This is a genomic window from Micromonospora citrea (genome assembly GCF_049629545.1).
In the GTDB taxonomy this organism is placed as follows: domain Bacteria; phylum Actinomycetota; class Actinomycetes; order Mycobacteriales; family Micromonosporaceae; genus Micromonospora; species Micromonospora citrea_A.
This window is the reverse complement of sequence record NZ_JBNADX010000052.1, coordinates 1-11,969: the sequence shown is the minus strand read 5'-3', so window position 1 is coordinate 11,969 and position 11,969 is coordinate 1. Positions and strand designations below refer to the sequence as shown.

At 71.2% G+C, this 11,969-nt stretch carries 10 protein-coding genes and 1 rRNA gene; 5 read left to right on the top strand and 6 right to left on the bottom strand.

Translation table 11 applies throughout. The annotated features are described in order from the left end of the window. Positions 1-27: 27 nt before the first annotated feature. A complete protein-coding gene (locus ACPFP2_RS29635; protein ID WP_424093512.1) occupies positions 28-486 on the bottom strand; it encodes a hypothetical protein in 459 nt (152 codons plus the stop codon). A gap of 12 nt (positions 487-498) precedes the next feature. After that, on the bottom strand, positions 499-3,159 hold the full coding sequence (gene ppdK, locus ACPFP2_RS29630) for a pyruvate, phosphate dikinase (protein ID WP_424093510.1): 2,661 nt from the start codon (positions 3,157-3,159) through the stop codon (positions 499-501). A 143-nt stretch (positions 3,160-3,302) separates the two neighbouring features. On the opposite strand from ppdK, the gene ACPFP2_RS29625 reads away from it, so the two are divergent. The 3 genes from ACPFP2_RS29625 (at position 3,303) to ACPFP2_RS29615 (ending at position 5,905) form a co-directional block, all read left to right on the top strand. Beyond that, positions 3,303-3,806 (top strand): GNAT family N-acetyltransferase, encoded by a 504-nt coding sequence (locus ACPFP2_RS29625; protein ID WP_424093508.1) that lies wholly within the window; start codon positions 3,303-3,305, stop codon positions 3,804-3,806. A gap of 10 nt (positions 3,807-3,816) precedes the next feature. Then, on the top strand, positions 3,817-4,449 hold the full coding sequence (locus tag ACPFP2_RS29620) for a hypothetical protein (RefSeq protein ID WP_424093506.1): 633 nt from the start codon (positions 3,817-3,819) through the stop codon (positions 4,447-4,449). A 133-nt stretch (positions 4,450-4,582) separates the two neighbouring features. Beyond that, the gene (locus tag ACPFP2_RS29615; protein ID WP_424093504.1) at positions 4,583-5,905 is read left to right on the top strand and encodes a hemolysin family protein; all 1,323 of its coding nucleotides are present in this window, start codon (positions 4,583-4,585) and stop codon (positions 5,903-5,905) included. A gap of 13 nt (positions 5,906-5,918) precedes the next feature. Here ACPFP2_RS29615 and ACPFP2_RS29610 read toward each other — a convergent pair whose 3' ends face one another. From ACPFP2_RS29610 to ACPFP2_RS29595, 4 genes are all read right to left on the bottom strand, one after another. Continuing rightward, positions 5,919-6,230 carry a PRC-barrel domain containing protein gene (locus tag ACPFP2_RS29610; RefSeq protein WP_424093503.1) on the bottom strand — a complete coding sequence of 104 codons (312 nt, stop codon included), beginning with the start codon at positions 6,228-6,230 and terminating at the stop codon, positions 5,919-5,921. Beyond that, a complete protein-coding gene (locus tag ACPFP2_RS29605) occupies positions 6,217-6,597 on the bottom strand; it encodes a hypothetical protein (RefSeq protein WP_424093501.1) in 381 nt (126 codons plus the stop codon). The genes ACPFP2_RS29610 and ACPFP2_RS29605 overlap by 14 nt, the downstream gene beginning before the upstream one ends. Further along, positions 6,594-7,820: an NRAMP family divalent metal transporter gene (locus ACPFP2_RS29600; protein ID WP_424093499.1), complete on the bottom strand. Its 1,227-nt coding sequence runs from the start codon at positions 7,818-7,820 to the stop codon at positions 6,594-6,596. The genes ACPFP2_RS29605 and ACPFP2_RS29600 overlap by 4 nt, the downstream gene beginning before the upstream one ends. 122 nt (positions 7,821-7,942) lie before the next feature. Beyond that, positions 7,943-8,326, bottom strand: a complete 384-nt coding sequence (locus ACPFP2_RS29595; RefSeq protein ID WP_170839542.1) for a PaaI family thioesterase — start codon at positions 8,324-8,326, stop codon at positions 7,943-7,945. Between the two features lie 107 nt (positions 8,327-8,433). Here ACPFP2_RS29595 and tyrS point away from each other — a divergent pair, with 107 nt between their 5' ends. Both tyrS and ACPFP2_RS29585 read left to right on the top strand, forming a co-directional pair. Further along, positions 8,434-9,717, top strand: a complete 1,284-nt coding sequence (gene tyrS / locus ACPFP2_RS29590) for a tyrosine--tRNA ligase (protein ID WP_424093514.1) — start codon at positions 8,434-8,436, stop codon at positions 9,715-9,717. Between the two features lie 649 nt (positions 9,718-10,366). Then, a 16S ribosomal RNA gene (locus ACPFP2_RS29585) occupies positions 10,367-11,883 on the top strand. Positions 11,884-11,969: the final 86 nt, after the last annotated feature.

The window sequence follows — 11,969 nt, the reverse complement described above, 5'->3', positions numbered from 1 at the left end:
CGTGGGCCGGCCCCGGCGGCACCGGGGTCAGCGTTCGACGACCAGCCGGCGGGCCCGCAGCACGCGGGCCCACCAGGGCCGGGGCGTCGCCGGGCGCAGCGCCGGGGCGCGGGTCCCGCGCAGGCTGACCCAGCCGCCGGGGCCCATCGTCACCGCACCGATCGCCGGTGGCCGGCGTCGACCCGCCACCGCCACCGCCGTGGCCAGCAGCGCCACGGCGACCGCGCCGGCCGCGGCGGCGAGCACCTGGTCCGGGTCCGGCACCGACCGGTAGCGGACCCGTCCGCCGGCCAGGACGAACGCCCCGACGGCCCGACCGTCGCGGGTCACCGGCACCAGCGCCGCCGCCGGCGTGCCGGGCAGTTCCAGCACCGGCCCGACGGGCCCCACCGGTACGACCGGCGCGGGCGTCGCCGTCGGCTCCGGGGCCCGCCGGGGCGGCGGGGCCAGCGGGGCGGGTCCGGTGGGGTTGAAGATCGCGGTCATCGCGCTGCCCTCCTATCGGGAGTCGGACGTGCCGGTGGTGGGGTCGACGGCGGCCCGCCCGGCCGCCAGCCGGGCGATCGGCACCCGGTACGGCGAGCAGGAGACGTAGTCCAGCCCGGCGTCGGCGAAGAACGCCACCGACTCGGGGTCGCCGCCGTGCTCGCCGCAGACCCCGATGGTCAGCTCCGGCCGGGTGGCCCGACCCTCCGCCACGGCCAGCCGGACCAGCCGACCGACGCCGGAGACGTCGATGCTCTCGAACGGGGAGACGGCGAAGATCCCCCGCTCCAGGTACGCGCCGAAGAACGAGCCCTCCACGTCGTCGCGGGAGAACGCCCAGGCGGTCTGGGTCAGGTCGTTGGTGCCGAAGGAGAAGAAGTGCGCCTCGGTGGCGATCTCCCCGGCGGTCAGCGCCGCCCGCGGCACCTCGATCATCGTGCCGATCGGGATCTCCGGCGCCCCCGGCACCCCGGCGAGCACCTGTTCGGCCTCCACCCGGACGGCGGCCAGTTCCTTCACGTCGCCGACCAGCGGCACCATGATCTCCGGCCGCGGGTCACCGCCGTCGCGCACCCGCTGCGCCGCCGCCTCGGCGACCGCGCGGACCTGCATGGCGAACAGCCCCGGGACCACCAGCCCGAGGCGCACCCCGCGCAGGCCGAGCATCGGGTTCGACTCGTGCATCCGGCGGACCGCGACCAGCAGCCGGCCGTCGCGGCCGGGGTCCGCGCCGAGCGCCTCGGCGCGGGCCACCCGGGCGGTCAGCTCGTGCAGCGGGGGCAGGAACTCGTGCAGCGGCGGGTCGATCAGCCGGATGGTCACCGGCAGCCCGTCCATCGCCGCGAGGATCTCCACGAAGTCGGCCCGCTGCAACGGCAGCAGCGCGTCCAGCGCGGCGCTCACCTCGTCCGGGCCGTCGGCCAGGATCAGCCGCTCCACCAGTTCCCGGCGCTCGCCCAGGAACATGTGCTCGGTACGGCACAGCCCGATCCCGGTGGCGCCGAACCGGCGGGCCCGGCGGGCGTCCCGCCCGGTGTCGGCGTTGGCCCGCACGCCCAGCCGGCGCACCGTGTCGGCGTGGCCGAGCAGCCGGTGCACCGCCGCGACCAGCGGGTCGGCCTGCGGCTCCAGCTCGCCGGCGAGGTAACGGGCGACGGGGGAGGGCTGCACCGGGATCTCACCGGCGTAGATCCGGCCGGTGGTGCCGTCGATGGAGATCACGTCCCCGGCCCGGACCATCCGGTCGCCGACGGCGAACTCGCCGCGCTCCGGGTCGATGCGCAGGGCGTCCGCCCCGCAGACGCAGGTGCGACCCATGCCCCGGGCCACCACGGCGGCGTGCGAGGTCTTGCCGCCGCGGGAGGTCAGCACCCCGGCCGCGGCGATCATGCCGGGCAGGTCGTCCGGGTTGGTCTCCCGGCGGACCAGGATCACCGGTTCGGTGGCCGCCGCCGCGGCGGCGGAGTCGAACACCACCCGGCCCACCGCGGCCCCCGGGGAGGCCCCCACCCCGACCGCGAGCGGCGTCGGCGCGCCCGACAGGTCGAAGGCCGGAAACATCAGCTGGCCGAGCTGCGCGCCGCTGACCCGCAGCAGCGCCTCGTCCAGGCTGATCAGCCCCTCCTGGACCAGTTGCGCGGCGATCACGAACGCGGCGGCGGCGGTGCGCTTGCCGACCCGGGTCTGCAGCATCCACAGCCGGCCGCGCTCGATGGTGAACTCGATGTCGCACAGGTCGCGGTAGTGCCGCTCCAGCGTCGCCATGATCGTCATCAGCCGGCGGAAGCTCGCCGGGTCGATCCGCTCCAGCTCCGGCAGGGGGATCGTGTTGCGGATGCCGGCCACCACGTCCTCGCCCTGCGCGTCGGGCAGGTAGTCGCCGTACACGCCGGGCGCGCCGGTGGCCGGGTCGCGGGTGAACGCCACCCCGGTGCCCGAGTCCGGGCCCAGGTTGCCGAAGACCATCGCCATCACGTTCACCGCGGTGCCCAGGTCGTCCGGGATGCGCTCCTGCCGCCGGTAGATCCGGGCCCGCTCCGAGTTCCACGACTCGAACACCGACCGGACCGCCAGGTACAGCTGCTCGTGCGGGGCCTGCGGGAAGTCGTGCCCGACATGCGCGGCGAAGACCTTCTTGTACGTCTCCACCAGGTCGCGCAGCTGCTCCGCGCTCGGGCCGGCCGCCCCCGCCGAGGCGCGCAGCGCCTCCAACTCCCGCTCGAACTCCTCGGCCGGCACCCCGTACACGGTCCGGCCGAACATCTGGATCAACCGGCGGTACGAGTCCCAGGCGAACCGGTCGTCGCCGGCGCGCGCGGCCAGGCCGTGCACGGTCGTGTCGTTGAGCCCGATGTCGAGGATCGTCTCCATCATCCCCGGCATCGAGTACCGGCCGCCGGAGCGGACCGCCAGCAGCAGCGGGTCGTGCCGGTCGCCGAGCCACCGGCCCAGCCGGGCCTCCACCTCCCGCAGGTGGGCGTTGATCTCCGCGAAGAGCCCCTCCGGGGGCTCGCCGGTGCGCAGGTACGCCCGGCAGGCGTCGGTGCTGACGGTGAACCCGGGTGGGACGGGCAGCCCCAGCCGGGTCATCTCGGCCAGGTTCGCGCCCTTGCCACCCAGCAGATCGGCTCTGCTGCGGTCACCCTCGATGAAGTCGTAGACGAACTTGGCCATGGTCCCGGCCTCCCACTCCGCTACCGCACGGATCCTCTTTATTCGTTGGTAGCAATGCGCGTGCCTGCGCCGGCAGGGCCGGACGGTACGGGCTCAGGGCCGGAGGTCCCGGGATCGTCACACCCGGTGCGTATCCTCCGGCGGTGACCATTGAGCTGCGACTGCGCCCGGTGCGCGACGCCGACCTGCCCCACTTCTTCGCCCACGAGCAGGATCCACAGGCCGCCTGGATGGCAGCCTTCGGCCCCGCCGACCCGACCGACCGGGCCGTCTTCGACGCGCACTGGGCCCGCATCCGCGCCGACCCGCGCGTCGTCAACCGCACCATCGTGGTCGGCGAGGACGTGGTCGGCCACGTGGCCGCCTTCCCGGTGGACGAGCGCACCGAGGTCAGCTACTGGATCGACCCGCGGCGCTGGGGCCGGGGGTACGCCACCGCCGCGCTCGCCGCGCTCCTGCGCGAGCTGCCGCAGCGGCCGGTGCGTGCCCGCGCCGCCAAGGACAACCGTGCCTCCCTGGCGGTGCTGCGCAAGTGCGGCTTCGTCGTCGTCGGCGAGGACGCGGGCTTCGCCCCCGGCCGTGGCGTCGAGGTCGAGGAGTGGGTGCTGGAGCTGCCCGCCGAGGCGGCTGAGCAGGGCAACCACTAGTCTCCCGGGAGTGAACTGGCTGGAACTCGTCGGCTGGGCCGGCTCCGCGCTGCTGGTCTGGTCCCTGCTGCAGACGCGCATCCTGCGGCTGCGCGCGCTCAACCTGCTCGGCTGCCTGATCCTGATCGGCTACAACACGGCCGTGGCCGTCTGGCCCATGGTCGGCCTCAACGTGGTGCTCACCGTGATCAACGTGTGGTACCTGCGGAAGCTGCTGGCCACCCGGCACGACGAGCAGACCTACCAGGCGGTGGAGGTGGGCGTCGACGACCGGTTCCTGGCCCACACCCTGCGGGTGCACGCCGCCGACATCAGCCGGTTCAACCCGGACTTCCGCTGGGAGTCGCACGCCGCGGAGCGCTCGGCGTTCCTGGTGCTCAAGGCCGACGAGGTGGTGGGCGTGGTGCTGTCGCACGCCGAGCCGGACGGAATCGCCCAGATCGACCTGGACTACGTCACCCCCCGGTTCCGGGACCTCACCCCGGGAGAGTTCGTCTACCGGCGCAGCAGCCTCTTCACGGACCGGGGCTTCCGCCGGGTGGTCAGCCCGCCCGGCATGGTCGCCCCCTACTACCACCGACTCGGCTTCCGCCCCGAGGACGGCACGTACGTGCTCGATCTCCCCGCGCCCGCGCCGGCCTGAGCCGGACCGCACGCCCGGGAAGGATTCACCCGGCCCGCCGCGGGGCACAGAGGGGCCTACGCCGGACGGGTCCTCCGTCCGGCGGCGCCGGGCGTGACCCGGCGTACCGTCGCGGTGAGGGAGAGAGCCGGGCGTGCAGAGCTACTGGAGCCAACTGGCCCTGGTCGGAGTCCTGGTCGTCCTGAACGCGATCTTCGCGGGCAGCGAGATGGCGCTGGTGTCGCTGCGCGACAGCCAGTTGCAGCGCCTGGAGCGCACCAGCCGGGCCGGGCGGGTGCTGGCCCGGCTCGCCAAGGACCCGAACCGGTTCCTCGCCACCATCCAGATCGGCATCACCCTGGCCGGCTTCCTGGCCTCGGCCGCCGCGGCGGTCTCCCTGGCCAAGCCCCTGGTGCCGCTGCTCGGCTTCGTCGGCGGCGCCGCCGAGACGGTCGCCATCGTGGTGGTCACCCTCGCGTTGACCTTCGTCACCCTGGTCTTCGGCGAGTTGGCCCCGAAGCGGATCGCCATGCAGTCCGCCGAGCGCTGGGCGCTGCTGGTGGCCCGCCCGCTGGACCTGCTGGCCTCCGTCACCCGCCCCGCCGTCTGGGCCCTCGGCGCCACCAGCGACCTCGTCGTACGGCTGGTCGGGCTCAACCCGAAGCACGAGCCCGAGGAGATCGGCCCCGACGAACTGCGGGACATCGTCGCCGGCAACCACGGCTTCACCAAGGAACAGCGGATGATCATCGCCGGCGCGGTGGAGATCGCCGACCGGCAGCTCAAGGCGGTGCTCGTACCCCGGTTGCAGGTCTTCACGCTCGACAGCGGCACCACCGCGGAGGCCGCCCGGCTGGTGCTGGCCGCCACCGGCCACTCCCGGGCCCCGGTGGTGCGCCACGGCGGCCTGGACGACGCGGCCGGCGTCATCCACCTGCGCGACCTGGTCGGGGTGCCCGACGACCGCCCGGTCGACGAGATCGCCCGCCCGCCCATGCTGCTGCCCGACTCGCTGCCGGTGGTGGACGCGCTGCGGCAGTTCAAGGCCGAACGCCAGCACATCGCCCTGGTGGTGGACGAGCGCGGCGCGGTCGACGGGATCGTCACCCTGGAGGACATCCTGGAGGAGATCGTCGGCGAGATCTACGACGAGACCGACCGGGACGTGCGCGCGGTGCGCACCGAGGCCGACGGCGCCCTGCTGCTGCCCGGCACCTTCCCCGTGCACGACCTGCCCGACGTCGGCGTCGAGGTGCCCGGCCGGCCGGCCGGCGACTACACCACGGTCGCCGGGATGCTGCTGAGCTGCCTCGGGCACATCCCCACCGTGGCCGGGGAGAGCGTCACCGTGGACGGGTGGGAGATCGAGGTGGCCGCCATCGACCAGCGGGCCATCAGCCAGGCACGGCTGCGTCGCGTCGCCACCGTCGAGGAGTCCGCCGAGGGTGAGCCGGTGCTCGACGAGGCCCGCGGCTGACCCCGGCACCGGCTCACCCGTCCGGGCGGCCGAACGGGAAGTCGGGCACCGGGGGCAGGAGCTGCACCTGGTCGGCGGGGAGCTGACGGGTGCTGCGGCTCAACGCCCGGGCCACCACCCGGATCGCCCACGGCCCGGACGGGTGACGCTCCGCGCCGATCAGCCGCCCCACCAGGCGGCCCCACCAGTGGCCGGTGACGATCACGTCGGTCAACCTCAGCCGCCCGTGCGGGAACCCGCCCCGCACCACCACGTCGACCACCCGGCCGAGCCGCCGCCCGTGCAGGTCGTACGCCGTGCGGCCGAGCAGCTCACCCGCTCGCACGGTCGGCCCCCGGGATCCGGTCGATCAGGTGCCGGCGCAGCCACGCCTCCACCGGCGGACGCGGCAGCTCCTCGCCCCGACAGCGCAGCCACACCGCGCTGTCCATCCGGGTGACCAGGGTGATCGGGATGCGCACCGGCGGCGTCGGCGGGTTCTCGGTGAACCGGTCGGCGACCGCCACCAGCAGCCGGCCGATCCGTCCGCCGATCCGCTGCCCGAGCGCCCCCTGCCCGCTGAGCAGGTACGCCACGTACGGGTAGCCGTCGGCGTCGACGGCGAACTCGACGTCGTCGACCTTGCCGACCAGCCGTCCGGCGGAGTCGACGATCTGCCGGTCGAGCAGTTGCCGGCCGAGTTGGACCCTCATCGCCCCATCCCCGTCGACACCGCCAGCGGGATCGCGGCCACCGACGCCGCCACGATCACCACCAGGAAGACCGCCCCGAGCAGGTTGGACATCCGCCCGTTGACCCGGTCGCCCAGGTACGTCCGGTCGTTCGCCACGATCAGGATCGGCAGGTACGTCAACGGCAGCGCCACCGCGCTGACGATCAGCATGTGCTCGGTGAGCCGTACCGGGTCGACGGTGGTGGCCAGCACCAGCACCCCGAGCAGGACGCTGACCAGCAGCACGCTGTGGAACCGGGCCGCCTCCCGGGGGCTGACCCGCTTGCCCCACTGCCAGCCGAAGTACTGCGCGGCCGCGTACGCGGCGGAGAGTCCGGTCTCCAGCGCGGCGCCGAAGGTCACCGCGAAGAACGCCAGCGCCGCGATCGCCAGGCCCACCCCGCCGAAGGCGAGGACCACCGGCAGGGCCACCTCGTCGAGGGTCGACAGCGAGGCGCCGTACGGGTGGAGGACCACCGTCGCGGTGGCCACCAGCGACAGCGCGAGGAAGCCGCCGACGGGGAACCCGACCAGGACGCTCGTGCGGGCGTCGGCGAGGTCCGCGGCGGTCCAGTTCTCCTCCACCCCGCCGGAGGAGAAGAAGAACACCTCGTACGGGCTGACGGTGGAGGCGAACAACGCCACTGCCACGAACCAGTACGCCCCCCACCCCTGCCCGTACGCCTGCGGGTGCAGCGCCTGACGGGCCAGCTCCGGCCAGTCGGTCGGCAGCCAGAACAGCGCGACCGCGAAGACCGCCAGCGTCAGGCCGGTCAGCCCGAACACCCGCTCCATCAGCTGGAACCGCATCCGCCACAGCACCAGCCACACCGCGAACGCCGCCACCGGCACCCAGAGCAGGTAGCTGACCCGCGACGCCAGTTGCAGCGCCAGCGCGAGACCACCCAGCTCGGCCGCCAGGGTGAGCACGGTGACCAGGTAGGAGGCGACCAGGTTGAGCAGCGCCACCCGTGGGCCGAGCCGCTCCCGGACCAGGTCGAACACCGCCCGGCCGCTCACCGCCGCGATCCGGCCGGCCATGTCGGCGTACGCGCAGATGCCGACCACCCCGAGGACCAGCACCCAGGCGTGCCCCATGCCGAACCGCGCCCCGGCCTGGCTCGCCGCCACCAGGTCGCCGATGTCGACGAAGCCCCCGATGGCCGAGAGCACGCCGAGCGTGGCGGCGAGGAGCTTCCTCACGTCGGGTACGCAGCGGCCGGTCTCATCGACGCGACGATATCGGCGTCAGCAGCACCTTTTCCGGCGAACCGGACAGGCGGCGCCGCATCCGGCCGGGGCGGTCCCGGGCGCGGTGGTCCGGCTCAGGGGTGGGCGAGGTTCTGCAACCGCACCTGCCCGCGGGAGACCAGCCGCCCGTCGGCGTCGGTGATCTCCACCTGCCAGAGCTGCTGGCTGCGCCCCCGGTGCACGGGTGTGCCGACGGCGGTCAGCTCGCCGTCGCGTACCGCCCGGAGGAAGTCCGTCTGGTTCGACACGCCGACCACGGTGCCGCGTCCACCGAGCCAGATCGACCCGCCGACGCTGGCCGCGGTCTCCACCACCGCGCAGTACACCCCGCCGTGCTGGATGCCGAACGGCTGGTGCAGTTCGGGGCGTACCTGCCAGCGGATCACCACCCGGTCGGCGCCGATCTCGTCGAACTTCAGCCCGAGCAGCCCGACCAGGCCACCCGTCATGTCCGGCATCTCCACGACCCGTCCCTCCTCGCCTCGGCCAGGCGCAGCCTAGTCGGCGGGCGGACCGGGCAAACCCGGTACGGCCCGGTGCCCGGCATGGGGGAGAATCGGTGACCGTGACCGACAGCAACCTCCCGCACGGGCGGGACTCCCTGACCGAAGACCTGCGGTGGCGAGGCCTGATCCAGGACTCGACCGGCCTCGACGAGCTGCGCGATCTGCTCGACGGCGGGAGCGCCACCTTCTATGTGGGCTTCGATCCGACCGCGCCCAGCCTGCACGTCGGCCACCTGATGCAGGTCGCCACCGCCCGTCGGCTCCAGCTCGCCGGGCACCGGCCGCTGCTGCTGGTCGGCGGCGCGACGGGGCAGATCGGTGACCCGAAGGAGAGCGCCGAGCGCACCCTCAACCCGCCGGAGGTCGTCGCGAGCTGGGTGCAGCGCATCCGCGACCAGCTCGCGCCCTTCGTGTCGTACACCGGTGAGAACGCGGCGCAACTGGTCAACAACCTGGACTGGACCGGCCAGATGTCGGTGGTCGAGTTCCTCCGCGACGTCGGCAAGCACTTCCCGGTGAACAAGATGCTGGCCCGCGAGGTGGTCAAGGCCCGGCTGGAGACCGGCATCAGCTTCACCGAGTTCAGCTACCAACTGCTCCAGGCCAACGACTTCTTCGAGTTGCACCGCCGGCACGGCTGCCAGCTCCAGTACGGCGGCTCCGACCAGTGGGGCAACATCACCGCCGGGGTCGACTACGTGCGCCGGCGCGGGGCGGGGCCGGTGGAGGCGTTCACCACCCCGCTGGTGACCCGGTCCGACGGCACCAAGTTCGGCAAGACCGAGGGCGGCGCCGTCTGGCTCGACCCCGAGATGACCAGCCCGTACGCCTTCTACCAGTTCTGGGTCAACGCCGACGACCGCGACGTCACCCGTTACCTGCGGTACTTCAGCTTCCGGTCCCGGGAGGAGATCGAGGCGCTGGAGAAGGAGGCGGCCGAGCGGCCGGCGGCCCGCGCCGCCCAGCGGGCGCTCGCCGAGGAGCTGACCGCCCTCGTGCACGGTGAGCGGGAGATGGCCCAGGCGGTCGCCGCGAGCCAGGCCCTGTTCGGCCGTGGCTCGCTGGAGGAGCTGACGCCGGAGACCCTGCGGGCCGCGCTGACCGAGGCCGGCCTGGTGCATCTCGACGAGCTGCCGGACGTGGCCGGCCTGCTCAAGGAGTCGGGGCTGGTGCCGAGCATGAAGGAGGCGCGCCGGGTGATCGCCGAGGGCGGCGCGTACGTCAACAACACCCGGGTCACCGAGGTCGACGCGGTGGTCGCTGCGCAGGATCTGCTGCACGGCCGCTACCTGGTCCTGCGCCGCGGCAAGCGGTCCTTCGCCGGGGTCGAGCTGCGCACATAGCCGTACGACGAGAGTGTGACGCGGGACGCCCCCGGCGAATTTGACGATCAACTCGCTGGGGGCGTAACTTTTTCTCTGTCAGCGCGGAACGGACTAAACAGGGCGAAAGTCCTGGACGGCCGAGCGCGGGAGTGGACTTGGGGCTGCGGAGGCTGCGTCTTCCGGAGTTCGAGCCGGGCGGTGCCCCGGATCCGCCGCAGGGCGGATTTGGTGAGGCGGAGCCGACCGGGTATGGTTCATCGCCGGCAGGGCACCGGGCGAGCGTGCGGGAAACCGCAACGGCCGGCCTGTCGACAACCACGATTCGAGCGGCGTGAGCCGGTTGATTTGTGGTGCCCGGAATTGTGGTGGAAGTGGTGTTGATCGCGACAGAGCGGTTTGACACGGCGGATATCACCGGGTAACGTAGTAAAAGTGCCCGGCGCGAGAGCGTTGGACGCGGTTGGACGATGTGCCCCGGGTCGGGGGTCCTGCGGTTGTGGGGTTTCCGGGCGGTGTGTGGTTGTTCTTTGAGAACTCAACAGGGTGCTTGATAAGCCAGTGCCAATTATGATTTATACCCCGGACTGGCGATTCTCTTTCGGGAGGGTTGTTGGTTGGGATTCCTTTGGCAACACTTTTGTTGTCAGGACAGTTTTTCGACAAGTTTTTGTTGGAGAGTTTGATCCTGGCTCAGGACGAACGCTGGCGGCGTGCTTAACACATGCAAGTCGAGCGGAAAGGCCCTTCGGGGTACTCGAGCGGCGAACGGGTGAGTAACACGTGAGCAACCTGCCCTAGGCTTTGGGATAACCCCGGGAAACCGGGGCTAATACCGAATATGACCTCCGATCGCATGGTTGGTGGTGGAAAGTTTTTCGGCCTGGGATGGGCTCGCGGCCTATCAGCTTGTTGGTGGGGTGATGGCCTACCAAGGCGACGACGGGTAGCCGGCCTGAGAGGGCGACCGGCCACACTGGGACTGAGACACGGCCCAGACTCCTACGGGAGGCAGCAGTGGGGAATATTGCACAATGGGCGGAAGCCTGATGCAGCGACGCCGCGTGAGGGATGACGGCCTTCGGGTTGTAAACCTCTTTCAGCAGGGACGAAGCGTAAGTGACGGTACCTGCAGAAGAAGCGCCGGCCAACTACGTGCCAGCAGCCGCGGTAAGACGTAGGGCGCGAGCGTTGTCCGGATTTATTGGGCGTAAAGAGCTCGTAGGCGGCTTGTCGCGTCGACTGTGAAAACCCGCAGCTCAACTGCGGGCCTGCAGTCGATACGGGCAGGCTAGAGTTCGGTAGGGGAGACTGGAATTCCTGGTGTAGCGGTGAAATGCGCAGATATCAGGAGGAACACCGGTGGCGAAGGCGGGTCTCTGGGCCGATACTGACGCTGAGGAGCGAAAGCGTGGGGAGCGAACAGGATTAGATACCCTGGTAGTCCACGCTGTAAACGTTGGGCGCTAGGTGTGGGGGGCCTCTCCGGTTCCCTGTGCCGCAGCTAACGCATTAAGCGCCCCGCCTGGGGAGTACGGCCGCAAGGCTAAAACTCAAAGGAATTGACGGGGGCCCGCACAAGCGGCGGAGCATGCGGATTAATTCGATGCAACGCGAAGAACCTTACCTGGGTTTGACATGGCCGCAAAACTCGCAGAGATGTGAGGTCCTTCGGGGGCGGTCACAGGTGGTGCATGGCTGTCGTCAGCTCGTGTCGTGAGATGTTGGGTTAAGTCCCGCAACGAGCGCAACCCTCGTTCGATGTTGCCAGCGCGTTATGGCGGGGACTCATCGAAGACTGCCGGGGTCAACTCGGAGGAAGGTGGGGATGACGTCAAGTCATCATGCCCCTTATGTCCAGGGCTTCACGCATGCTACAATGGCCGGTACAATGGGCTGCGATACCGTGAGGTGGAGCGAATCCCAAAAAGCCGGTCTCAGTTCGGATCGGGGTCTGCAACTCGACCCCGTGAAGTCGGAGTCGCTAGTAATCGCAGATCAGCAACGCTGCGGTGAATACGTTCCCGGGCCTTGTACACACCGCCCGTCACGTCACGAAAGTCGGCAACACCCGAAGCCGGTGGCCCAACCCCTTGTGGGAGGGAGCCGTCGAAGGTGGGGCTGGCGATTGGGACGAAGTCGTAACAAGGTAGCCGTACCGGAAGGTGCGGCTGGATCACCTCCTTTCTAAGGAGCACCATCCGTCGAAAGACGGCATGGAGCCCACGGCCCGCGAATGTCGGGTCGGGGTGCTCAGATGGCGGAGACACTGG